The organism is Azonexus hydrophilus DSM 23864 (assembly GCF_000429605.1).
GTDB lineage: Bacteria > Pseudomonadota > Gammaproteobacteria > Burkholderiales > Rhodocyclaceae > Azonexus > Azonexus hydrophilus.
In genome coordinates, this window is record NZ_AUCE01000011.1 from 285,242 (window position 1) to 308,387 (window position 23,146).

Annotated in this window: 26 protein-coding genes; 18 read left to right on the forward strand and 8 right to left on the reverse strand. The window is 66.7% G+C overall.

What is annotated here, in order from left to right; all coding sequences use genetic code 11:
- The first annotated feature begins 13 nt into the window (after positions 1 to 13).
- From G471_RS0102005 to G471_RS0102080, 16 genes are read left to right on the forward strand one after another with little or no spacing between them, the layout of a single operon-like run.
- Positions 14 to 298, forward strand: coding sequence for a phosphopantetheine-binding protein (locus tag G471_RS0102005; protein ID WP_028993853.1), 285 nt, complete (start codon positions 14 to 16; stop codon positions 296 to 298).
- The gene (locus G471_RS0102010) at positions 298 to 957 is read left to right on the forward strand and encodes a COG4648 family protein (RefSeq protein WP_028993854.1); all 660 of its coding nucleotides are present in this window, start codon (positions 298 to 300) and stop codon (positions 955 to 957) included. The genes G471_RS0102005 and G471_RS0102010 overlap by 1 nt, the downstream gene beginning before the upstream one ends.
- Positions 954 to 2,291, forward strand: coding sequence for an AMP-binding protein (locus G471_RS0102015; protein ID WP_028993855.1), 1,338 nt, complete (start codon positions 954 to 956; stop codon positions 2,289 to 2,291). Before G471_RS0102010 ends, G471_RS0102015 begins: the two co-directional genes overlap by 4 nt.
- Positions 2,284 to 2,589, forward strand: coding sequence for a 3-hydroxyacyl-ACP dehydratase FabZ family protein (locus G471_RS19355; protein ID WP_043420613.1), 306 nt, complete (start codon positions 2,284 to 2,286; stop codon positions 2,587 to 2,589). Before G471_RS0102015 ends, G471_RS19355 begins: the two co-directional genes overlap by 8 nt.
- On the forward strand, positions 2,586 to 3,485 hold the full coding sequence (locus tag G471_RS0102025) for a lysophospholipid acyltransferase family protein (protein WP_028993857.1): 900 nt from the start codon (positions 2,586 to 2,588) through the stop codon (positions 3,483 to 3,485). Before G471_RS19355 ends, G471_RS0102025 begins: the two co-directional genes overlap by 4 nt.
- Complete coding sequence (locus tag G471_RS0102030; RefSeq protein ID WP_028993858.1) at positions 3,482 to 4,051, forward strand: LolA-related protein; 570 nt, start codon at positions 3,482 to 3,484, stop codon at positions 4,049 to 4,051. The genes G471_RS0102025 and G471_RS0102030 overlap by 4 nt, the downstream gene beginning before the upstream one ends.
- A complete protein-coding gene (locus G471_RS0102035; protein WP_028993859.1) occupies positions 4,048 to 6,387 on the forward strand; it encodes an MMPL family transporter in 2,340 nt (779 codons plus the stop codon). The genes G471_RS0102030 and G471_RS0102035 overlap by 4 nt, the downstream gene beginning before the upstream one ends.
- Complete coding sequence (locus G471_RS0102040; protein WP_028993860.1) at positions 6,384 to 7,025, forward strand: hypothetical protein; 642 nt, start codon at positions 6,384 to 6,386, stop codon at positions 7,023 to 7,025. The genes G471_RS0102035 and G471_RS0102040 overlap by 4 nt, the downstream gene beginning before the upstream one ends.
- Before the next feature lie 3 nt (positions 7,026 to 7,028).
- A complete protein-coding gene (locus G471_RS0102045) occupies positions 7,029 to 7,829 on the forward strand; it encodes a polysaccharide deacetylase family protein (protein WP_028993861.1) in 801 nt (266 codons plus the stop codon).
- Complete coding sequence (locus tag G471_RS0102050) at positions 7,826 to 8,566, forward strand: class I SAM-dependent methyltransferase (protein WP_028993862.1); 741 nt, start codon at positions 7,826 to 7,828, stop codon at positions 8,564 to 8,566. The genes G471_RS0102045 and G471_RS0102050 overlap by 4 nt, the downstream gene beginning before the upstream one ends.
- Positions 8,563 to 9,417 carry a YihY/virulence factor BrkB family protein gene (locus tag G471_RS0102055; protein WP_028993863.1) on the forward strand — a complete coding sequence of 285 codons (855 nt, stop codon included), beginning with the start codon at positions 8,563 to 8,565 and terminating at the stop codon, positions 9,415 to 9,417. Before G471_RS0102050 ends, G471_RS0102055 begins: the two co-directional genes overlap by 4 nt.
- 41 nt (positions 9,418 to 9,458) lie before the next feature.
- Positions 9,459 to 10,649: a beta-ketoacyl-[acyl-carrier-protein] synthase family protein gene (locus tag G471_RS0102060; protein ID WP_028993864.1), complete on the forward strand. Its 1,191-nt coding sequence runs from the start codon at positions 9,459 to 9,461 to the stop codon at positions 10,647 to 10,649.
- The gene (locus tag G471_RS0102065; RefSeq protein ID WP_028993865.1) at positions 10,646 to 11,446 is read left to right on the forward strand and encodes a beta-ketoacyl synthase chain length factor; all 801 of its coding nucleotides are present in this window, start codon (positions 10,646 to 10,648) and stop codon (positions 11,444 to 11,446) included. Before G471_RS0102060 ends, G471_RS0102065 begins: the two co-directional genes overlap by 4 nt.
- Positions 11,440 to 11,892: a hotdog family protein gene (locus tag G471_RS0102070; RefSeq protein ID WP_028993866.1), complete on the forward strand. Its 453-nt coding sequence runs from the start codon at positions 11,440 to 11,442 to the stop codon at positions 11,890 to 11,892. Before G471_RS0102065 ends, G471_RS0102070 begins: the two co-directional genes overlap by 7 nt.
- Positions 11,889 to 12,608 carry a 3-oxoacyl-ACP reductase FabG gene (fabG, locus tag G471_RS0102075; protein ID WP_028993867.1) on the forward strand — a complete coding sequence of 240 codons (720 nt, stop codon included), beginning with the start codon at positions 11,889 to 11,891 and terminating at the stop codon, positions 12,606 to 12,608. Before G471_RS0102070 ends, fabG begins: the two co-directional genes overlap by 4 nt.
- 7 nt (positions 12,609 to 12,615) lie before the next feature.
- On the forward strand, positions 12,616 to 13,302 hold the full coding sequence (locus G471_RS0102080) for a 2-phosphosulfolactate phosphatase (protein ID WP_028993868.1): 687 nt from the start codon (positions 12,616 to 12,618) through the stop codon (positions 13,300 to 13,302).
- Here G471_RS0102080 and G471_RS0102085 read toward each other — a convergent pair.
- The 8 genes from G471_RS0102085 to G471_RS0102120 all read right to left on the reverse strand — a co-directional run bounded on the left by G471_RS0102085 (position 13,299) and on the right by G471_RS0102120 (position 21,670).
- A complete protein-coding gene (locus tag G471_RS0102085) occupies positions 13,299 to 14,498 on the reverse strand; it encodes a cation:proton antiporter (RefSeq protein WP_028993869.1) in 1,200 nt (399 codons plus the stop codon). The genes G471_RS0102080 and G471_RS0102085 overlap by 4 nt on opposite strands.
- Positions 14,495 to 15,241 (reverse strand): class I SAM-dependent methyltransferase, encoded by a 747-nt coding sequence (locus G471_RS0102090; protein ID WP_043420616.1) that lies wholly within the window; start codon positions 15,239 to 15,241, stop codon positions 14,495 to 14,497. Before G471_RS0102090 ends, G471_RS0102085 begins: the two co-directional genes overlap by 4 nt.
- A 10-nt stretch (positions 15,242 to 15,251) precedes the next feature.
- Positions 15,252 to 16,013 carry a glycosyltransferase family 2 protein gene (locus G471_RS0102095; protein WP_028993871.1) on the reverse strand — a complete coding sequence of 254 codons (762 nt, stop codon included), beginning with the start codon at positions 16,011 to 16,013 and terminating at the stop codon, positions 15,252 to 15,254.
- A 6-nt stretch (positions 16,014 to 16,019) separates the two neighbouring features.
- Positions 16,020 to 16,790: a lysophospholipid acyltransferase family protein gene (locus G471_RS0102100; RefSeq protein ID WP_043420618.1), complete on the reverse strand. Its 771-nt coding sequence runs from the start codon at positions 16,788 to 16,790 to the stop codon at positions 16,020 to 16,022.
- Positions 16,787 to 17,782 (reverse strand): chorismate transformation FkbO/Hyg5 family protein, encoded by a 996-nt coding sequence (locus G471_RS16380; protein WP_245580486.1) that lies wholly within the window; start codon positions 17,780 to 17,782, stop codon positions 16,787 to 16,789. The genes G471_RS0102100 and G471_RS16380 overlap by 4 nt, the downstream gene beginning before the upstream one ends.
- Position 17,783: 1 nt before the next feature.
- Positions 17,784 to 19,118 (reverse strand): NAD(P)/FAD-dependent oxidoreductase, encoded by a 1,335-nt coding sequence (locus G471_RS0102110; protein WP_028993873.1) that lies wholly within the window; start codon positions 19,116 to 19,118, stop codon positions 17,784 to 17,786.
- Positions 19,119 to 19,204: 86 nt separating this feature from the next.
- Positions 19,205 to 20,851: a B12-binding domain-containing radical SAM protein gene (locus G471_RS0102115; RefSeq protein WP_028993874.1), complete on the reverse strand. Its 1,647-nt coding sequence runs from the start codon at positions 20,849 to 20,851 to the stop codon at positions 19,205 to 19,207.
- A 45-nt stretch (positions 20,852 to 20,896) separates the two neighbouring features.
- Positions 20,897 to 21,670 (reverse strand): sulfite exporter TauE/SafE family protein, encoded by a 774-nt coding sequence (locus tag G471_RS0102120; RefSeq protein ID WP_028993875.1) that lies wholly within the window; start codon positions 21,668 to 21,670, stop codon positions 20,897 to 20,899.
- 102 nt (positions 21,671 to 21,772) lie between these two features.
- On the opposite strand from G471_RS0102120, the gene G471_RS18165 reads away from it, so the two are divergent.
- Together G471_RS18165 and G471_RS0102130 are read left to right on the forward strand one after the other, a co-directional pair.
- Positions 21,773 to 22,369 carry a DUF2726 domain-containing protein gene (locus G471_RS18165; protein ID WP_028993876.1) on the forward strand — a complete coding sequence of 199 codons (597 nt, stop codon included), beginning with the start codon at positions 21,773 to 21,775 and terminating at the stop codon, positions 22,367 to 22,369.
- Between the two features lie 12 nt (positions 22,370 to 22,381).
- Positions 22,382 to 23,146, forward strand: a complete 765-nt coding sequence (locus G471_RS0102130; protein ID WP_028993877.1) for an ABC transporter permease family protein — start codon at positions 22,382 to 22,384, stop codon at positions 23,144 to 23,146.

The window sequence follows — 23,146 nt, forward strand, 5'->3', positions numbered from 1 at the left end:
CCAGGAACACCTCATGACCACCACGCCCCCCCCGGAAACCGTCGCCGCGCTGCTGCCGGAAATCGCCGAACTGATCGTCTCCGCCCTCAATCTCGAAATGACGCCGGCCGAAATCGACGCCGACGCGCCGCTGTTCGGCGAAGGCCTGGGCCTGGATTCGATCGATGTCCTGGAAATTTCGCTGGTCGTCTCCAAGCGCTATGGCTTCCAGTTGCGTTCGGACAACGAGGACAACGTCCGCATCTTCTCCTCGCTGCGCGCCCTGACCGCGCATATCGCCAGCCAGCGTAGCCAGTAATGCCGACCGGCCCGGTCCCGCTGCTGCGCGGCCTGGCCGTGCTCCTGCTGTTCGCAGCCTGGGCCGTGGCCGCCCACTTCGGCAGCGCCGGCGGCGGCCATCCCGACATCAATACCACGCTCGGCGTCCTGCCCCTGGTCTTCGTCGCCGGTTTGCTGCTGTGGCGCCAGAGCGCCCTCTGGCTGCGTATCGCCGGTGTGTTGGCCGGCGTCCTGCTGCTTGCCTGGCTGTGGCCGCAACTGCGGCAGAACGTCGCCCTGTTGTACTACCTGCAGCATCTCGGCACCCACATTGCGCTCGGCATCCTGTTCGGCCGCACGCTGTTCGGTCCCGGCGAAGCCCTGATCACGCGCATTGCCCGGACCGTTTTCCGGGACGGCATTTCCCAACGCAAAGCGCGTTACACGCGCCAGGTGACCGTCGCCTGGACTGCCTTCTTCTTCGGCAACGCCGGCGTATCGACCCTGCTGTTCCTGTTTGCACCGGCCGAGATCTGGTCGATCCACGCCAATCTGCTGACCGGCCCGCTGATCGGCCTGATGTTCCTGGCCGAACACCTGGTCCGGCTGCGTGTCCTGCCGCCGGAGGAGCGCCCGAGCTTTCTCACGGTGATCCAGGCCTACCGGGCCGGCACCCGCCCGACGGAGCGCACGCCATGAGCCTGCGCCCCCTGATCTCGCGCCACGGGCTCGACGACACGCTGGCCTGGCGGGCCGACGGGCCGGTCAGCGTCCGCCGCTTCCTGGCCGAGTCCAGCGCGCTGGCCCGCCAACTTCCGGCCGGCGACTGCCTGCTCAATGTCTGCACCGACCGCTACCGTTTCGCCGTCGGCTTCGTCGCCGGCCTGCTGGCCGGCAAGACCAGCCTGCAACCGGCCTCGCAATCGGCCGAAACCCTGGCGCAGATCGAAGCCGCGCATCCCGGCACCGTTTGCCTGCGCGATGCCCCGTTCGCCGCCGGCACGCTGCCCTGCGTCGATTTCCCCGACCTGTCGGCAGTTACTCCCGAAGAAATCCGCGAGATCCCGGGCATCGCCGCCGAACGCGTCGTCGCCATCCTGTTCACCTCCGGCTCCACCGGCCTGCCGCAGGCGCACCGCAAGACCTGGGGCAAGCTGGTCGACAACGCCGAGGCTGGCGCCCGCGCGCTCGGCTTGGTGGAAACACCGATGAACATCGTCGGCACCGTGCCGGCACAGCACAGTTTCGGCTTCGAATCGACCTTCCTGCTGGCGCTGCATGGCGGCTGCCGTTTCTGGGCCGGCAAGCCCTTCTACCCGCAGGACATCGCCGCCGCGCTGGCCGTGGTGCCGCCACCCCGCCTGCTGGTGACCACGCCCTTTCACCTGTCCACGCTGCTCGCTGCCGACATTCCGCTGCCGCCGCTCGACCTGCTGCTGTCGGCCACCGCACCGCTATCGGCCGATCTCGCCGGCCGGGCCGAAGCCCGTTGCGGCGCACCGGTCCGGGAAATCTACGGGTCGACCGAAAGCGGCCAGCTGGCCAGCCGGCGCACCCTGGCCGGCCCGCGCTGGCAACTGCTGCCGGGGGTCAGGCTGAGCAGCGACGGCGACCAGACCTGTGCCGAAGGCGGTCATGTCGAGGGCAGGGTGCCACTCGGCGACCGCATCGACTGCCACGACGACGGCAGTTTCAGCTTGCTCGGCCGGCACAGCGACCTGATCAACATCGCCGGCAAACGCACCTCGCTGGCTTGGCTCGATCACCAGATCACCAGCATCGCCGGCGTCGTCGATGCCGCCTTTTTCCTGCCCGACGACGACAGTATCGATGGCGTGACCCGCCTGACTGCCTTTGTCGTCGCGCCTTCACTGGACCGCGCGCAACTGCTGCAGGCCCTGCGCCAGCGCATCGACCCGGTTTTTCTGCCGCGACCGCTGAGCTTCGTCGACTCGCTGCCGCGCAACAGTACCGGCAAGCTGCCCCGGCAGGCCCTGCTGGCGCTCCACGAGGCACGCAAACCCCATGACTGAGCGCCAAGCATTCACCTGGCAAGTGCCCGTCGACCACCCGGCCTTTGCCGGTCATTTTCCCGGCCGGCCGATCGTTCCCGGCGTCGTCCTGCTCGACCGCGCCATGGCCTGCGCCGAAACCTGGCTGGGCCGGCGTGTCGGTGGCTGGCAAGTCGGCAACGCCAAGTTCCTGAGTCCGGTCGGTCCCGGGGAAACCCTGGTCTTCACCCTCGGCAGCACCACCGGCGCGGGCGTCAGCTTCAGCGTGCACGCGGGCGAACGCCTGGTCGCCAGCGGCAACCTGACACCCAGCCCATGAAACCGGAAAACGACTGGCGCCAGCAGCAGGAGCGCAGCAACCTGGCGATCCTCAAACTGATGGTCTGGATTTCGCTGACCTTCGGCCGCGCCGTCGGCCGGCTGGTGCTTTACGGCATCGCCGCCTACTACGTGTTGTTCGCCCCGCGTGCACGGCGCGCCAGCCGTGCCTACCTGCACCGGGCGCTCGGACGCTGGGCGCAATGGACCGACGGCTACCGCCACGTTTTCAGCTTTGCCAGCACCATCCACGACCGCATCTACCTGCTCAACGACCGCTTCGACCTGTTCGATATCGAGGTGATCGGCGCCGAGGCCCTCAACGAAGCGCTGGCACGGCAACCGGGCGCCCTGTTGATCGGCGCCCACCTCGGCAGTTTCGAGGTGTTGCGGGCGGTCGGCCGGGGCAGGGCGGGACTGCAGGTGGCAATGCTGATGTACGAGGAAAACGCCCGCAAGATCAACGCCACCCTGCAGGCGATCAACCCGCGCGCGGCCGACGACATCCTGCCACTCGGCCGGGTCGACTCGATGCTCGCCGCTCGCGACCGGCTGGCCCAGGGCTACCTGGTCGGCATGCTGGCCGACCGTGGGCTGGGTAACGATCCGACCCTGGACTGTGATTTTCTCGGCCAGCCCGCTGCCTTTCCGCTCGGCCCCTGGCGCATGGCAGCGATGTTGCAACGGCCGGTCTTCTTCATGGCCGGTCTGTATCTCGGCGGCAACCGCTATCGCATACACTTCGAACCGCTGGCTGATTTTTCACACGTCACCCGCGCCGATCGCGCCCAGGCCATCGACGATGCGATCCGCGCCTACGCCGGACGGCTGGAAGCCCACTGTCGCAACACCCCTTACAACTGGTTCAACTTCTTCGATTTCTGGCAGAAAAAATGAAAAACCTCCTCACTGCCGGCCTCTTTCTCGCCCTGCTGGGCCAAAGCGCCTGGGCCGCCTTCGACGTCGGTAGCCTGATGGCTGACCTGGCCCGGCACCCCGGCGGCAAGGCGAAATTCGTCGAAACCCGCTTTCTAGCCGTGCTCGACAAGCCGCTCAAGGCCACCGGCGAGATGACCTACATCGCCCCCGATCGCCTGGAAAAACGCACGCTGACGCCAAAACCCGAGCTGATGATCCTCGACAAGGATCTGCTGACGCTGGAACGCGACAAGCAGAAATTGTCGATCAACCTGGCCAGCCAGCCGCAGGCGCTGGCTTTCGTGGACAGCATCCGCGGCACGCTGGCCGGCAACCGGGCCGCGCTGGAACGCAACTACCTGCTGCACCTGGCGGGAACCCCGGACAAGTGGGTACTCACCATGCTGCCGCGTGACCAGCAGATGGCCAGTTTCGTCCTGCGCATCGTGGTCAGCGGCAGTGGCAGCCAGATGCGCAGCATCGAATACCTGCAGGCCGACGGCGACCGTTCGCTGCTGACCATCGAGCCGGTTGACGGACGATGAAATCCAGCCCGCTGCGCGTCCTGTTGCTGTGGCTGCTGGCCATGCTGGTCGGCGGCCTGATTGCCTGGAACAGTCGCTTTTCCGCCGACATGAGTTTCTTCCTGCCGGCCGAGCCCAGCGCCGAGCAGCAGGTATTGATCGAACAGATCAAGGAGGGCGCGGTCTCGCGCCTGCTGATGCTGGCCATCGGTGGCGGCGACGCTGAGAAGCGCGCTGCCGCATCGCGCGATCTGCGCCAGCGCCTGGCGACCCAGGACGCATTCGTCTCGATCCAGAACGGCGAAACCAGCCATCTCGACCAGGACCGCGATTTATTGTTGGCCCATCGCTACCTGCTCAGCCCGGCGGTCACCCCGGAACGCTTCACGGTCGCCGGACTGCACGCGGCCATCGGCGACAGCATCGACCTGCTGGCCTCGCCGGCCGGCATGTTGTTCAAACCCTTCCTGACCCGCGATCCCACCGGCGAACTGGCCACCATGCTGGCCGGACTCGGCAGTGCCAGCCAGCCGGCCAGCCGCGACGGGGTGTGGGCATCGCGTGACGGCGAACGCGCCATGCTGCTGGTGCAGACCCGCGCTCACGGCGCCGACACCGACGGCCAGGAAGCCGCCATCCGCAGCATCCGCAGCGCTTTCGCCGAAACCCGGCAAGCGCTGGGCGCCGACGGGCTGAGCCTGCAACTCTCCGGTCCCGGTCATTTCGCCGTCGCAGCCCGCGCCCAGATCAAACAGGAAGTCCTGCTGCTGACTTCGATCAGCAGCCTGGCGATCATCGCCGTCCTGTTCTTCATCTACCGCTCGCCGAGACTGATCGGCCTGGGCATGTTGCCGGTGCTCAGCGGCGCGCTGGCCGGCATCGTCGCCGTCAGCCTGACCTACGACACGGTCTTCGGCATCACGGTCGGCTTCGGCGCTGCCTTGATCGGCGAGGCCGTCGATTACTCGACCTACTATTTCATGCAATCCGGGCGTCTCGGCCTGAACGGCTGGCGCCAACGCTTCTGGCCGACGATCCGCCTCGGTGTCGCCACTTCGCTCTGCGGTTTCGGCGCCCTGCTGTTCTCCGGCTTCCCCGGCCTGGCCCAGCTCGGCCTGTATTCGCTGGCCGGCGTCCTCACCGCCGCCCTAGTGACCCGCTTCGTCCTGCCCCATCTGGCCGGCCCGGTCGCCGTCACGAACACCCCGCAGCCGCTGCTGAAATTCATGGAAAGCGGCCTCGACGGCCTGTCCCGGCTGCGCCTGCCGGTATTGTTGCTGGCCGTCGTCGCCGCCGGCTGGCTGATCAACCAGCGCGACCAGCTCTGGCATCCCGACCTGTCGGCCCTGAGTACGGTCAGCGAAGCCGATGCGCAGATCGACGGCGAGTTGCGCGCCGACCTCGGTGCCCCGGACTCGCGCTACCTGGTCGTCGTCAACGGCGCCGACCAGGAGGCCGCGCTACAGGCCGCCGAGCGCACCGGCCGCCATCTCGACCGCCTGGTCGACGCCGGCGTCATCGGCGGCTACGACAGTCCGGCCCGCTTCCTGCCCAGCCGGGCCAGCCAGGATCAGCGCCGCGCCGCCCTGCCTGAATCCGCCGTCCTGCGCCAACGCCTGACCGTCGCCCTGGCCGACCTGCCGCTTTCCGCCCAGCGGCTGGACGCTTTCGTCGCCGATGTCGAAGCGGCCCGCAAAGCCCCGCCGCTCAGCCGCGAGAATCTGGCCGGCAGCAGTCTGGCACTGGCCGTCGACAGCCTGATGCTGCAACGCGCCGACGGCTGGAGCGTGCTGTTGCCACTGCATCCCCGCATCGACGGCGACGAACTGTCGATTCCGGCCGATCAGGTCCGTGCCGCACTGGCCGGCAGCGACGGCCTGTTCATCGACATGAAGGCCGAATTCGATGCCCTCTACAGCGACTACCTGAGCGAAGCGATCCGCCTGTCGCTGGCCGGGGTCGGTGCGGTCATCTTGCTGCTCGCCGTCAGCCTGCGTTCGCCCCAGCGCCTGACCGGCGTCCTGCTGCCGCTGCTGATCGCCGTCGTCTTCGTCGTCGCCGGCCTGCACCTGCTGGGTCAGCGGCTGCACCTGTTGCATCTGGTCGGCCTGCTGCTGATCGTCGCCGTCGGCTCCAATTACGCCTTGTTCTTCGACCGCAGCGCCAGGCAGGGCAAGCCCGACCCGGAAACGCTCAGCTCGATGGGCGTCGCCAACCTGACCACCGCCATCGGCTTCGGCACCCTGTCGCTGTCCTCCGTCCCGGTGCTCAAGGCCATCGGCCTGACCGTCGGCCCCGGCGCCATCCTGGCGCTGCTCCTGGCGGCGATGTTCGTTCCACGTGGAACGAACAGATGACCGACACACTGCGTACCCTGAAACTCGAACAGGGTGGCAGCGACCTGCTGGTGCTGCTGCCCGGTGCCTACATGCGGCCCGAGGATTTCATCACCGCCGGCTTCTTCAGCCGTGCCGAAACTCGCCAGCCCGGGCTCGACCTGTGCGCCGTCGACCTCGACCTGGAACGCATTTCCGGCGGTGAAGCGCTACCGGCGGTGCACCGGGAGATACTCAGGCCAGCCCGCCGCGATTACCGCCGGGTCTGGCTCGGCGGTATCTCGCTCGGCGGCCTGCTGGCCCTGTGCCAGGCTGCCGATCACCCCGACAGCATCGACGGCCTGTGCCTGCTCGCGCCCTATCCGGGCAGCCGACTGACCACCAATGCGATTCAGGCAGCCGGCGGCATCGACGCCTGGCAAGCCACGCCGGAACAACTGACTGACCCGGAATTCCGGGTCTGGCACTGGCTGAAGACACCGCCATCGCTGCCGGCCTTCATCGGCCACGGCCGCGACGACCGTTTCGCCGCCGGCATGCAGCAGCTTGCCGAACGCTTTCCCCCGGCTTGCCGTCATACCGCCCCAGGCGGCCACGACTGGCCGGCCTGGCAGCATCTGTGGGAAGATTTCCTGGCCGCCGGCCATTTCCCCGCCTGAACCATGCCCCGTCCCTGGAAGCCGTCTCCCGCGCTGAAAGCCAGCTTCGTCCTGCACGCCGGGGCGCTGCTCGCGGTCATCTTAGCGCCGACAAGCTGGCCGTGGGCGCTGGCGCTGCTGGTCGCCAACCATGCCGTGCTCACCGTCGCCGGCCTGTTGCCGCGCTCGACCCTGCTCGGTCCCAATCTGACCCGGCTACCAGCTGCGGCCGCCGCCCGCCGGGAAGTGGCCCTGACCATCGACGACGGGCCCGACCCCGAGGTGACGCCGCAGGTACTCGACCTGCTCGACACTGCCGGGGCTCGTGCCACCTTTTTCTGTATCGGCTGGCGAGTGCGTGTGAACCCGGCGCTGTGCCGGGAAATCGTCGCCCGCGGCCATCAGGTCGAGAATCACGGCGATGCCCACGCCAAAGCCTTCGCCACGTTTGGCCCAGGCCGCATGCGCGCCGACATCGCCGCTGCCCAGGCAACGCTGGGCGAAGTCTGCGGCCGGCACCCGCGCTACTTCCGCGCCACCGCCGGCCTGCGCAATCCTTTCCTGGAACCGGTGCTGGCCAGCCTCGACCTGCACCTGGCAGCGTGGACCCGGCGCCCCTACGACACCCGCTGCAGCGACCCGGACACCGTGCTGCGCCGACTGAGCCATCAACTCGCCGCCGGCGACATCCTGCTGCTGCACGACGGCAACGCCGCCCGCACGAGCGCTGGCCAGCCAGTTATTCTCGCTGTGCTGCCGCGCTTGCTGGGCACGCTTGCCGAACAGAAACTCACCCCCGTCACCCTCGACGAAGCCTGCCGATGAACCACGCAAACTTCCTCAACACCCTGCTCGACGAAGCCACGCTGCCCTTTCGCGGCGGCGGCAAATTCGCCTACCACTACGCCCGTGGCAAACTGTCGTCCGACTGCATCTTCCGCGAACTGCTGCGCCAGGACATTTTCCCGGCCGAAGGCCATTACCTCGACCTTGGCTGCGGCCAGGGCAGCCTGTTCGGCTGGCTGCTCGCTGCCCGCAAGCTGTACGAACAGGGCAACTGGCCGACCGACTGGGCGCCGGCACCGAAGGCGCTCAGCCTGCGCGGCTACGAACTGATGCAGAAGGACGTCGACCGCGCCGCACTGGCTTTCGGCCGCGACCATCCGCTGGTCGACATCCGCCAGGGCGACATGTGCCGGGTCGATTTCGGCCACGCCGACGTCGTCACCATCCTCGACGCCCTGCATTACTTCGATCACGCCGGTCAGCAGGACGTGCTCACCCGCATCCGCGCCGCACTGCCGCCGGGCGGTCTGTTCCTGACCCGCATCGGCGACGCCTCGGCCGGTCTGCCTTACCATCTGTGCAACTGGGTGGATCACGCGGTCACCTTCGTCCGCGGACACCGCCTGCCACGGCTGTATTGCCGGCCGCTCGGCGAATGGGTAGCGCTGCTCGAAAACCTCGGCTTTTCGGTCAGCACCATGGAAATGAACGAGGGCAAGCCTTTCGCCAACGTCATGCTGGTCTGCCGCGTGCCGCCAGCCAGCCAAGCCGAATGATCGACAGCCGGCTGACACCCCTCCCGCTGCTGGCCTTCGCCCTGCGTACCGGGCGCGGTTTTCACCGTAACCAGGGGCTGTTGCTGGCCGGTGCCATCGCTTATTACGCGCTGCTGTCGCTGTTGCCACTGCTGATCCTTTCAGTGGTCGGGCTGTCGCATCTGGTCGAGCGCAGCGTCCTGCTCGACACCATTGCCCTCTATCTGGACTGGCTGCTGCCCAGTCTCGCCGATGGCCTGGTCGCCGACATCGCCGGCTTTCTCGACCGGCGGACAACGATCAGCCTGGTCATGCTCGGCACGCTGCTGTTTTTCAGTTCGCTGGCTTTCTCGGTGCTGGAAAAAGCGATGGCGGTGATCTTCGCCCATCGCGGCAAGGACCAGGAACGACATGCGCTGGTTTCGGCGATCCTGCCTTATTGCCTGGTCATCGTGCTGGGTATCGCCTTGCTGCTGCTCACCCTGGGCACGCTCGCACTGCAAACCCTGGCCGGCGAAAACCTGGTGCTGCTCGGTCAGCGCTGGTCGCTAAGTGGTGTTGCCGGCTTTCTCTTCCCCTTTCTCGGCGTCGCCCTGATCAGCCTGGTGCTGGCCGCCATCTACCTGATCGTGCCGGTCGGCCGCACCCGTCTGCGCCACGCCCTGCTCGGCGGGCTGGCCGGCGCCCTGCTATGGGAGGTAGTGCGCCACGGCCTGATCTGGTATTTCGCGACCATTTCAAAGATCGGCGTCGTCTACGGTTCGCTGGCCACCGCCGTGGTCCTGCTGTTCTTCATGGAACTGGCCGCCGTGCTGCTCCTGCTCGGCGCCCAGGTGATCGCCGAACTGGAGCAATCCGCAGCAGCGGAATAGGGCTCTGCTAGAATTCCCGCCACCCCGTACCGGATGCTGACGTGACGCCACTGCTGCTTTCCTCCTTCACTGCCACCACCGCCCTCGGCTGCGGCCTTGCCGCCACCCGGGCAGCACTGGCCAACGGCAGCAGCGGCCTGCAGCCCTGCCGTTTCGAAAGCGTGGACCTGCCGACCTGGATCGGCGAAGTGCCCGGGGTCGACGCCCAGGTGCTGCCGCCGGCGCTGGCCGCTTACGACTGCCGCAACAACCGGCTGACGCAGATGGGCCTGGAAGCCGATGGCTTCGCCGATCAGGTCCGTGCCGCCGTCGCCCGCTACGGCCCGGCACGGGTCGGCGTTTTCCTGGGCACCAGCACCGCCGGCATCCTGCAGACCGAACTCGCCTACCGCCGACGCGACCCCGACAGCGGCGCGCTGCCCGACGATTTCATCTACCGGACCACGCACAACTCGTTTTCGCTGGCCGAATTCACCCGCGACTACTTCGGCCTCAGCGGCATGGCGATGGCCATTTCCACCGCCTGCTCGTCGAGCGCCAAGGTCTTTGCCGCTGCCGCCCGCCAACTGGCGCTGGGCAGCATCGACGCGGCCGTCGTCGGCGGCGTGGACAGCCTGTGCCTTACCACCCTGTACGGCTTCGCTTCCTTGCAACTGACCTCGACCCAGGCCTGCCGTCCCTACGATGCCGGCCGCGACGGCATCTCGATCGGCGAGGCTGCCGCCTTCGCCCTGCTCGAACGCGCCGAGCAGGCGCAACGCGGCGACATCCTGCTGCTCGGCACCGGTGAATCGAGCGATGCCTACCACATGTCGTCGCCACATCCCGAAGGCCTCGGCGCCCGCCTGGCAATGGAAGCAGCGCTGCGCTCGGCCGGCCTGAGCGGCGACGAGATCGACTACATCAACCTGCACGGCACGGCGACGCCGGCCAACGACGCCGCCGAGGGCAAGGCCGTGGCCGCCCTGTTCGGCCGGCGCGTTCCCGGCAGTTCGACCAAGGGCGCCACCGGCCACACGCTCGGCGCCGCCGGCGCGGTCGAATCGGTGATCTGCGCGCTGGCCATCGGCGACAACCTGTTGCCGGGCAGTCCGGGAACGGAAAACCTCGATCCGGCAATTGCCATCGACTACCTGCTGCAGGCCCGCCCGGGCAAGGTCCGGCACGCGCTGTCCAATTCCTTCGGTTTCGGCGGCAGCAACTGCAGCCTGATTTTCGGAGCCGCCGCATGAACCCGACCCTGAACGCCTGGATCGACGGCATCGGCTTCCTCGCCCCCGGCCTGCCCGATTGGCCGACCGCAAGCGCCGTGCTGCGTGGCGAACAGGCGCTGATCGCCGCCCCGTCGCTGTTGCCGGCACCGGCCATCCTGCCGCCGGCCGAGCGCCGCCGGGCCAGCCGGGTGGTCAAGCTGACCCTGGCCATCGGTCTCGAAGCCGCCGTCCATGCCGCCGCCGACGTGGCCACGCTGACCACGGTCTTTGCCGCCTCCGGCGCCGACGGCCACAACTGTCACGCGCTGTGCGAGCAACTGGCGACCGACGACCGGCAGATCTCGCCGACCCGGTTCCACAATTCGGTGCACAACGCCGCCGCCGGCTACTGGGGCATCGCCACCCACGCGATGGCGCCGTGCCAGGTCATCTGCGCCTACGACGCCAGTTTCGGCGCCGGCCTGCTCGACGCCCTCGGCCAGTTGCTGGTCGACGGCCAGCCGGTGCTGCTGATCGCCTACGACAGTGAGTACCCGGCACCGCTGCACGCCAAGCGCGACACGCCGGATTGCGGCGGGGTGGCGCTGTTGCTCAGCCCACAGCAGAGTGAGCGCTCGCTGAGCAGGATCACCGTCAGCCCGACCGACGAACCCGCCGAACACCTCGCCGACGCTGCGCTGGAAAGCCTGCGCACCAGCATTCCCGCCCTGCGTTCACTGCCCATGCTGCAGGCGCTGGCGCGCGGCGAAGGCGGCCGCGTCTGCCTCGACTACCTGGCGCCGATGCAGCTCGCGGTCGAAGTCCAGCCATGCTAGACCGCGCCTGGATCGCCGCGCACATTCCGCATCAGGGCAGCATGTGCCTGCTCGACGCGGTGACCGACTGGTCGCCCGGCGAAATCCGCTGCCGGGCCAGCAGCCACCGTGCCGCCGATAATCCCCTGCGCGCCGATGAGCGGCTCGGTTCCGCTGCCGGCATCGAGTACGCCGCCCAGGCGATGGCCGTCCATGGCGCCTTGCTGGCTGGCGCCGACGACACGCCGCGCCAGGGTTATCTGACCAGCGTGCGCGGCGTGCACCTGCATGTCGCCCGGCTCGACGACCTGCCGGACGATCTCGACATCCACGCCGAGCGCCTGTCCGGCGACGGCAACACCATCCTCTACCAGTTCGCCGTCGCCCATCGCGGGCAAGCCCTGCTCGCCGGGCGCGCCGCGGTGATCCTCGACGCCGGCCGTCTGGCCACGGAGTCAGCCCCATGAAACGCGCCCTCGTCACTGGCGGCAGCGGCGGCATCGGCGCCGCCATCTGCCGTCGCCTGGCCGCCGACGGCCACCACGTCATCGTCCACGCCAACCGCCACGTCGACCGCGCCGAAACCCTGGTCGCCGAGATCGTCGCTGCTGGCGGCAGCGCCGAAGCGATCGCCTTCGACGTCAGCGAACGCGCTGCCAGCGCCGCTGCCATTGAGCGCCTGCTCGAAGCCGGCAGCATCCAGATCCTGGTCAACAACGCCGGCATCCACGCCGATGCAGTCTTTCCCGGGATGAGCGGCGAGCAGTGGCAAAGCGTGCTCGACGTCTCGCTCAACGGCTTTTTCAACGTCACCCAGCCGCTCAGCCTGCCGATGATCCGCACCCGCTGGGGCCGCATCATCAACATCACCTCGGTCGCCGGGCTGGCCGGCAATCGCGGCCAGGTCAATTACTCGGCGGCCAAGGGCGCGCTACACGCGGCGACCAAGTCGCTGGCGCTTGAAGTCGCCAGCCGAGGCATCACGGTCAATGCCGTGGCGCCGGGGATCATCGATACCGACATGAGTGCCGGTGCCTTCGACGCCGAGGCCGTGCGCAAGCTGGTGCCCATGCAACGCGCCGGCCGGCCGGATGAGGTCGCCGAACTGGTCGCCTTCCTCGCTTCCGACAAGGCGGCCTACATTTCGGGCCAGATCATTTCGATCAACGGCGCCATGCTCTGAGGCGGCGATGCGCTTTTCCCGGGTCTTCCTGAACCGCGTCCAGGCTCGCCCGACCGATGCCGACACGGTCGTCGTCATCGACGTGTTGCGCTCCTTCACCACTGCCGCCGTCGCGCTGGCGCGCGGGGCCAGCGCCATCTACCCGGTCGAGAACGTCAGCAGCGCTGCCGGCCTGGCCGGACAGATGGAAAATGCCCTGTCGGTCGGCGCCGTCGGCGGTGGCGATCCGGTACCCGGTTTCGATTTCGGCAATTCGCCGGCGCAACTGGCCGGCCTAGACCTGAGCGGCCGCAATCTGGTCATGAGCACCGCCGCCGGCGTGCGCGGCCTGCAGCGCTTTCACCATGCCCGCCGTTTGTACGCCTGCGCGCTGGTCTGTGCCCGCACCACAGCCGCGGCAATCCGCGCCGACAAGCCGGACGAGGTCTGCTTCGTGATCACCGGCGAATGGGTGGATCGTGACGGCGACGAGGACATCGCCTGCGCCGATTACCTGGAAGCGCTGCTGCTCGGCGAACAGCCTGCTGCCGAGCATTACGCACAGCGGGTTCGCGATTCCGATTTCGGCCGCCGCTTCAGCACCGGCACCTGGCCCAACCTGCCAGCGGCCGATCTCGACCTGTGCGCGCAAGTCGATCTTTTCGACTTCGCCATGCCGGTGCAACGCGAGAACGGCCGGCTGGTGATCCGCTAGGCCGAGCGCCCGATCAGTTCGCGCAGGCGCGCCAGCTTGGGCGCCACCATCGGCACCGTCAGCATGGTGCTGGCCACCGCCATCAGCAGCAGGGCGGTGAAAGCACCACTGCTGATGATCTCGCGGTCGAGCAGGATGTTGGCGAAGATGATCATGATCAGCGCCTTGGTCTGCAGCAGCCAGCCGATGATGCTGGCTTCGCCGGGGGCCCAGCCGAGCACGCGGCCGGCGATGCGCACACCGATCAGCTTGCCGGCAACCGACGCGACGAGCAGCAGGCCGGCTGCGAAGAACACCGCTTCGCCGCCCATCGTCCAGGTCGTGCGCAGGCCGGTGGACAGGAAGAAAACAGGCATCACCACGAGCAGGACATGATGGCGCAACTGGTCCATCTTCTCCTGGTCGAACCACTCGGCTTCCATCACCGCGCCGGCCAGGAAAGCACCGACCATGAAGTGCAGGCCGGCCCAGTCGGCGCCGAAACCGCAGGCCGCCAGCCAGATCAGCGCCACGTACCAGCGGTCGCCTTCGCTCAGGCGGGCCATCAGCTTGCGGAACAGCCAGGCGATCAAGGCGAACGCCAGCAGGAAGAACAACTGCCGGCCGACCCGGGTCCAGTCCATCAGGATCAGCGCCAGCACGCCCCAGATGGCGATGTCGTCGAGGCTGGCGTAACGCAGGATGCGCTGGCCGATGGGCTGACGCAGCACGGCCAGCTTTTCCATGAACAGGATCAGAATCGGCAGGGCCGTCACCGCGCAGGCCATGCCGACGCCGAGGACGAATTGCCAGGACTGGCCCTGGCTACCCAACCAGCCGTCGCTGAGCAACATCACACCGGCGGCGGCAGCGCCGAACAACAGCGGCGTACCCAGCGCCAACCCGGCGGTGATGCCGCTTTCCCGGCGATGCTGCCAGGCCTGCTTGAGGTCGAGTTCGACCCCGGCGATCATGACGAAGATCATCACTGCCCACCAGGCAATGCCATTGAGCGACTGGATGACACCGGGCGTGAACACGAAACTGTAGTAGTCGGGGAAAGCCTGGCCGAGCACCCCGGGGCCGAGCAGGATGCCGGTCAGTATCTGGACGACCACCAGCGGCGCGTAATACTCGGTACGGCCAAGACGCCAGATCAGCCAGGGCAGCGCGAAGATCAGCATCATCGCGATCAGGAAAAGCTCGGTGGTATTCACGGTTTGCGACCGACGTACTCGCGGAAGACGCCAAAGGTCACCGCGCAATCGACATCGACGAAACCGGCGCGGCGCATGGCTGCGAGGATGGTTGCCGGATCGATGGCCGCCTCGATGGTGTCACCGTAGTAGGCCCACAGGCGGCGGACATCGGCATGACGACCGGACAGCCGGGCGAGCAGCGGCACCACGCCGCCGATGTAGGCGCGCAGCGCGAGGCGGCCGAAACGTCCGGCCGGGCGGCTGATTTCCATGATGCAGGCGCGGCCACCCGGACGCAGCACACGGAAGTATTCGGCAAAGGCCGCATCCATGTCGCCGACGTGACGCAGGGCATAACCCATGGAGACGAAATCGACACAGGCTTCGGGCAAGGGAATCGACTCGGCGTAGGCCACCAGGGTTTCCACAGCCAGCTTCTTCTGCAGTTCGGCGAGCATGCCCGGCGACGGATCGAGCGCCACCACCCGGCCGCCGGGCCCGACCAGCGCCTGTGCCTCGGCCGTGACCAGGCCGGTGCCGGCGGCGACGTCGAGCACTTCCATGCCGGTCTTTACGCCGCAGCGGCGCAGGACCTCGCGGCGGTACCAGCTGCCGCTGCCCAGCGCGGTGATGCGTTCGGCGTTGTCGTAACCCGGTGCCGCCTCGTTGAACATGTCGCGGGTCACTGCACGACGTTCTTCCTCCCCGGCAAAGTAGGTGTCGAGGCGGCGGTCATCCTTGAGGGCGGAGTTCTTGGGCATGGTCTTGTATTCAGCGAGTATTCAAACGACGCCAGGCCAGAGCCGGCAGGCGCCACAAAAAACCGAGGAAGAGACGGCTGTGCATCCAGGTCAGCAGCACGTTGTCGCGCAGGTAACGGAAATGCGAGACACCGCCTTCGTCGGCACGGAAGTAACGGACCGGCGCATCCAGGTTGCGCGGAACGACACCGGCCCAGCACAGGCGGACCACCGCCTCGGGATCGAAATCGAAACGGCGCATCCAGCGGTTGGCGCGCATGACACGGATCAGCGGCTGCACCGGATAGACGCGGAAACCGTAGAGCGAGTCACCGATGCCCATCCACAAGGTTTCCAGATTGGCCCACCCGTTCGACACCTTGCGCCCGTTGACCCGCAGTGCCGGCGCGTCGGCGTCGAACACCGGCCGGCCGAGCACCATCGCCGCCGGCTCGGCCTGCGATGCGGCCATGAAATCGGGGATCAGCGCCGCCGGATGCTGGCCGTCGGAATCCATGGTCAAGGCGTGGGTGTAGCCCTCGGCCGCGGCCAGCGTGATGCCTTCGAGCACCGCCGCGCCCTTGCCGCGGTTTTCCGGCAGGACGATCACGCGCAGGCCAGGATCGTCCGCCGCCAGCGCCTGCAGACGTTCGGCCGAACCGTCGGTACTGCCATCCACCACGACCCAAACCGGCGTCCATTGGGCGCGGGCGGCACGCACCGTATCGACCACGGTGGGGCCGGGGTTGTAACTCGGGATCAGGACGAGGTGGCTGGTCGAGGGGCTGGGCATGGGCATTCAGGCACTGGGTTGCGGAGACGGCGATGCGGCCAGCGCCTGGCGCAACGAGGCTTCGAGTTCGCCGGTGAAGGCGGTGACGCTGCCCGGCGGCGCAAAGCGCTGGCCAAGGCGGATACGGCAATGCAGCGGTAACTGCGGCCGGCGGAACAACGGCCAGGCTTTGCCGAGATAGGGCGTGGAAAATTCGATCAGCAGCGCCTGCACCGGCACCCCGGCACGCTGGGCGATCAATCCGGCGGTCGGCATGCAGGAATCGAGCGGAAAAGCCAAGGTGCGGCTGCCTTCGGGAAAAATCACCAACTGGGCGCCGGCCTGCAGTTCCTCGCGGGCATCGATGATCATCTTGAGCGGCGCATCGTTGCGGATGTAGCGCGCCAGCCGCGCAGCGGCACCGAACAGGATGTTGTCGAGCAAGGCCGCCTTCATCACGCAGACGGCGTTCGGCAGGCGCGACAGGATCATCACCGCATCGAGCAGGGAAGGGTGGTTGGCAACCACGATCAGCGGACCGGCATCGCGCAGTTGATCGAGTTCGCGCAGGTCGAACCGACAGGCGCACACCGATTCAAGGAAAGTGAGATAGACGCGAAAACCGTTGCGGATGGCAAAGCGCCCCAGGCGCTGCCCAAAACGGCGCGGCAACAGCGGCAGCAGCAACAGGGCAAAGGGCAGCCAGAGCAGGCAGATCAGGGCCAGGGCGCCCAACCCCAGCAACATGGCCAGGAATTCATAGGTCCGCCAGAGCAGGCCCGGACGCGTGCCGCTCATCGGGCCGCCATCGCCATGGCCTCGATCTCGACCAGCAGATCGGCGCGGCAGACATCGGCGACGACCGGACAGACCTCGACCGGCCCGAGCATTTCCTCGATCACCGCAGCCACGGTCGGCCAGTCATCGGCATGGCGCAGGTAGGCGCGGCACAGCAATTGATCGGGCCGGAAACCGGCCTGCTGCGACTGGCGATTGGCTTCGCCGAGGACCGCCAGGATGTTGGTCAGCGTTTCCCGCGTCTGCGCGGCCACATCGTCGACATGCATGCTGCGATGGCCGACGATGCTGGCCGTGCCGGAAATGAACAGGATTTCCTGGCCCGGCGGATAAGCCAGCACCGCTCGCGAGAAGGTCGGGCTGCGCGGGCCGTAATCGGTGGGGTAATGGTAGGCACTGACCTGGCGCGGGTTTTCCACCGCCACCGCCGGCAGCTTGCCGGCCAGGAAGGCGATCGACAGCGGACCATCGCGCAGGCCGAGGGCACAGGCCGCCGGCACGTTGCCGGTGGCCCCGCGGTGGCAGGCGAGGAAGGCGTCCTGGCGGCCCAGGTTGAACTGACGGTAACGCTCCAGCCCGTGGCTTTCCTCGTTGATCGCGGCGAGGTAGTTCCAGACCCGCCACAACTCGGGCAAGCCCTGCGCATCGAGCAGGCGGAAGATGCGCCGGTAGGCCGTCTCGCTGGCTGCCTGCAGGGGCGTCCGCGCATCGCCGGCAAAATCGGCCTCGTCCAGTTCGATGACGCCGTACAGGACATCACCGGTGCGTCGCCAGGCGATGCCTTCGTCAACGCCCTGCTGGCAGTCCACCGGACTCAGCCAGAGTTCGCGCAGCGCCGTCGGTGCAACGCCGGGCAGGGCGGCTGCAATACCCTGTTCCGGCCAGTCGGCCGCCGGCAGACCGGCCCCCAGGCGGGCGCCACCGAGGATGCGCGCGGTTTCACGTGGAACGCCAGCATCGTCGGCGGTCGTCAGGAATACCAGGCCCGCCACGTCAGAGCGTATTCATCGCCGGGTCTTCCACCCGCCGGATATTGAAACGTCGCCGCTTCCAGCCCAGGAAAGCACGCTTCGGTTGGAACAAATTGGCGCCGTAGTAGATCGCCTTGAAAATCCAGATCGAACGCCAGATCGGCGTCTTGCCGAAGACATCGCCGGCCAGCACCGACAACAGGGCTTCCTTGACGCGGAAAACGTTCTTCGGATGCATGAAAAAATCACGCATGATCGGATTGGTCACCCGGTAGATGAACCACGAGAATTCCTTTGGCCCGTGCTTCATCAGGCGATCGAAACGCTTCAGCGCCGCCGGTGCCGCTGCCGGGTTCTTCAGGCAGGCATCGATGGCCTCGGCACCGATCACGCCGCTGTTCATCGCCAGCCAGACCCCGGAGGAAAACACCGGGTCGATGAAGGCATAGGCATCGCCGAGCAGCAGGTAATTGCGCCCGTGGTTACGCTCGGACACGTAGGAAAAATTACCGGTCGCCTCGACCTCGTGCACCAGGGTCGAATCCTTCAAGCGCTCGGCCAGCGGCGGACACATGGCGATGCCGTCGCGCAGGAACTGTTCCAGGCTGCGCTCGCCGCGCGTCTTCATGTAGTAGGGCCAGGTGACCATGCCGACGCTGGTGACGTCGTTGACCATCGGAATGAACCAGAACCAGCCGTGCTCGAACCAGTAGATGGTGATATTGCCGGCCTCGCTGCCGGGATGCCGACGCGCCTGCGAGAAGTGCCCATAGACCGCCGAGCTGTTGTGCTTGGGGTTGCGGTGCTTGATCTGGAAGCGGTTGGCAAGGAAAGTATCACGGCCGGAAGCATCGACCACGAAGCGCGCCTGCCACACCTGTTCACGACCGTCGTCGTGGACCGCGCTGACCACCACGCTGTCGTCGGCCTGGAAGTCGACCGTGCGGGCGCGACAGCCCTCATGGACCTCGACGCCCTTGTTTGCCGCGTTGCGGATCAAGATGGTGTCGAACTCGGCGCGCCGAACTTGATAGGCGTAGGGCATGGATTTGTCCCAGGCCTCCGCGAAATTGAAGACCTGCGGCGTATCGTGGCAAGGCGAAACAAACTCGGCACCACGCTTTTCCATGCCGATGGCACGGATTTCGTCGGCTACGCCGAGTTGCTCGAACAACGGCAGGTTGGCCGGCAGCAGCGACTCGCCGATATGAAAGCGCGGATGGTGCGCCTTCTCCAGGATCACCACCTTGTAACCCTTTTCCGCCAGTAGCGGCGCTACCGTCGTTCCGGCCGGGCCGCCACCGATCACCAGCACGTCGCACTGGCTGCGTTCAGGCTGCTGTGTTTGCTGTTCCATCGGACTTTCCCCTGTTCTCTGTGGCGGCAGAAATTATCTTTTTGTGCCGGGCCGGCGTGCGCAAGCCCCCGCGGGCAGGGGGGAGATTATAGCGCTGCCGCCGGCGCCGGGGATGAACAGGTCGCCTGGGCTTCGTAAACCAATGGAATGATCTGTTTCATCGCCTCGCGCCGCGACAGTTTCACCGGCGACATGGCAACGATGTTGTCCACCTGCAGGTCGGTGGACAACATCGGCTTGAGCCCGAGCGGCTGGCGCGGGTGCAGGGCAAAGTCGCGCCGCGCCTGCTCGATCTGCGCCTTGTTGGCGCTGAAGTAACGCGCCGCGGCGATGGTTTCCGGCAAGTGCTTCAACACATGCCACAGGCTCCAGCGGTGCTGCCACAGGCGGCCGGCGAAACGGCGGCGGTAAGCCTTGCTGTCGTAGAAGCGCTTGACATGCCAGTTGTACAGCGCGTCCATCTCGTCACGCGAGGAAAAGCCCTTGGGCAGGAAGACGAAGTTCAGGCAGTTCATCAGCCGCCAGTCCTCGATGAAATTGCCGGACTCGCCGCTGACGCATTCCTCCCAGATCGGCGCGCCATGCAGCGGGCTGAACTTGGTCATGTTCATCTCGTCGAGATCGAGCGACAAAATGAAGTCGCTGGTCACCTTCACCGTTTCCGGCGTCTCGCCGGGCATGCCGAAAATGAACAGGCCCTTGGCGCGCAGGCCGGCGGCGTGGATCTGGCGCACCGTATCGCGCACCGCGTCGAGCGTGACCCCGGCCTTGTGCCGCTCCATCATGCCCGGGTCGGCCGATTCGACACCCATCGACACCATCAGCGCGCCGGCCTGCTTGAGCTTGGCCAGCATTTCGTCCGAGGTATGGCCGGTGCGGATCGCGCAATTCCACTGCACGCCCAGCGGCTTCTCGATCAACAGCTCGCACAGGTCCATCACGCGCTGCTTCTTGGCGGTGAACAAGTCGTCGTACATGTTGATGTGGTAGACCCCGAAGTTGTCCCGCAGGTACTTCATGTGGTCGTAGGTGTATTGCGCCGAATTGGTCTTGTACAAGCGCTCGAACACCGTGCGGTCGCAGAACGAACAGGTATAGGGACAACCGCGCGAGGTGATCATGGTCGCCCCGTAACGCTTTTCGTAGGCAAACAGCGGCAGGTGGTAGGCGTGCGGAAAACCGGCCAGCTTCTCGTAAGCCGGGAAGGGCAATTCGTCGAGGTCGAGGATGCGGTCGCGGCGCGGATTGACGACGATGCGCCCGGCCGGGTCGCGCCAGATCAGGTTGCCGATGTCGGTCAGCGGCTTGCCGTCGGCCAGGTCGAGCAGGGCGCCTTCACCCTCGCCGATGACCAGGTAATCGATTTCCGGGAAGTGTTCGAGAATCGGCGCGCCGAGCGAGGAAACATGGACATTGCCGAAGACGATGCGGATGTCCGGCCGCTTCTCGCGGATGTACAGCGCCATGTCCACGGCGTCCATGAAACCCGAGGTGGTCGCCGAAAAACCGACCATTTCCGGCTCGCTGGCCAGGACGATTTCGGCGTTGGCGGCGATTCCCGGCGGCGCATGGGGTCCGAGGCAGTCATGCAGGGCCACCTGGTGGCCGAATTTTTCCAGCCACGACGCCAGTTGCATGATGCCGATCGGCGGCATGCGGTTGGCCAGCACCGAAAAGTCGGGCTGGCCGGGGACGAAATTGAAACCGGCGGGATGGACTAGCGTGACGCGCATCGGAAACCTCGGGGAAGTCGCCCGATTTTAGGCGAAAAACCGGCTTCAGACGCCGGCAAAGGTATCCCAGGCGAATTTGACGATCAGTACGCCGACCACCACCAGGAAGACGATGCGGATGAAGCCGCTGCCGTGCCTCAAGGCCAGCCAGGTCCCGGCCACCGAGCCGGCGATATTGGCAACGGCCATGGCGCCGGCGAGTGCGGCGATGATGTGACCGGCAGGCAGGAAGAAGGCCAGCGCCGCCAGGTTGGTGGCGACATTGACGACCTTGGACCCGGCCGAGGCATGCAGGAAATCGAATCCGAAGAAGCGGATGAACAGGAAGATCAGGAAGCTGCCGGTGCCCGGGCCGAAGAAGCCGTCGTAGAAGCCGATCACGCCGCCGAGCAGGACGGCGTAGGCCAGTTCGCGCCGACCGCTGTGGGCAGGCCGGTGCAATTGGCCGAAATCCTTCTTCAGCAAGGTATAGCCGGCGGCGAAAATGAGCAGGAAGAGGATCAGCGGGCGTACCGCGTCCTTGGGCAGCCAGGCCACCGCCGCCGCACCGGCGTAGGACAGGGCGAAGGCGGCGAGGGCAGCCGGCAGGATGGTGCGCCACGGCATCTCGACCCGGCGGGCATAACGCCAGGCGGCGTTGGCGGTACCGAAGACGCTGGCGAACTTGTTGGTGCCGAACAGGGTCGCCGGCGCGGCGCCCGGCTGGGCGGCGAACAGTGCGGGAATCTGGACCAGGCCGCCGCCGCCGACGACGGCATCGACCAGACCGGCGATGAAGGCAGCCAGGATCAGCCAGCCGAAAGGGGCAATGATTTCCATCGATGCCTCAGGACTGACCGCTGGTCGGACAAAGGGGAATAAGGCGGTAATTCATGTCGCTATAATGTGGATTCAAGACGAGGTGCTGAGCGAGGTAGTGAAATGGACAATCTGACCCTGGTTATCGCGCTCGCCGCAGTGGCCGTCGCCGGCATCCTGTTTTTCATCAATCGGCGCCCGGCGCGGCAGACTGCCGTCGAAACCGTCAGCCACCGGCGCTATGCCGGGGCCCATAGGGAACAAGCCCGACCGGCGGCCGATGCCGACCCTCAGACACGTTTCGTCGAAACCAGCAAACCCAAGCAATACCGGCTGCTCAACAGCAGCGAGCAGGAACTTTACCACCGTCTGTGCGAGGCCATGCCCAACATGCGGGTGTTTACCCAGGTCGGCGTCTCCCAGCTGGCCTTGGCTCGCGGTCGCCAGGAAGCCATGCGGCTGAGCCGGATGGCCGGCCGTGGTGTCGATTTCGTCGTCTGCGACGCCGATTTTTCGATTGTCGCCGCGATCGAACTGGCCTGGCCGACGACCGGCCAGGAAATCGACAACGCCGAGGATGTCAAACGCGTCGCCCTGCAGAGTCTGGGGATTCCGATGATCGTCTTCCGGCCGAACAAGCTGCCCGACGCCGACACCATCAGCCGTGAAATTGCCGACGCCATCCTGCGCCGCAACCGGCTGGAGGCGGAACGCAGCTAAGCGGCCCGGCGCATGGCCCAGCCACTGCAACAGCTTTTCCCGCTGATCCGGCGCAGCGGACTAACTGGCTGGCTGGCCGGACAATACCGTTACCTCAGTTTTGCCGCCTTGCTGCTGATCGCCAGTGTCTCGCCAAGCATCCACGACCAGGCGACTCGCCGGCGCTCGGCCAGCATCCTCTGTTGCGCCGCCTGGCAGACCTTGCCCGGCTACCTGCTGGCCTGCGTACTGCTCAGCGCCATCCTCACCCGCATTGTCGCCGTCAGTGCCGACAGCTATGGTCTGTCGCATCTGGCGCTGGAAGCCATCCTGCGGGTCTTTGTCGTCGAACTGCTGCCGCTGGCCTCGACGCTGTTCGTCGCCATGCGCGCCGTGCCCATGGCCATGCTGCATCTGGCGGCGCTACCCGGCCAGCCCGGTGCCGGCCTGCGCGATGCCTTGCCGTACGCGGTCGGCAACGCGGCGGCCGTGGTCATCCTGGCCATTGTCGGCGGCATCGTCTCGCTACTGGTCGCCTATCCCGTGGTCCATGGCTTCAACCAGTGGGGCTTGCCAGCGTACACCCGGCTGATCGGCCAGGTCTTCGATCCCATCCTGGCCATTGCCTTCTCGGCCAAGATCCTGTTCTTCGGCATTGCCGTCGGCATTGCGCCGGCCACCGTCGTACTCGACCCGCGCAAATACGATACCGGCCAGCGCGAAATGCGCGTGATGGTCCGCCTGCTGTTGATCCTGGTACTGATCGAAGGTAGTTTCCTGATGTTGCGACGCTTCTGA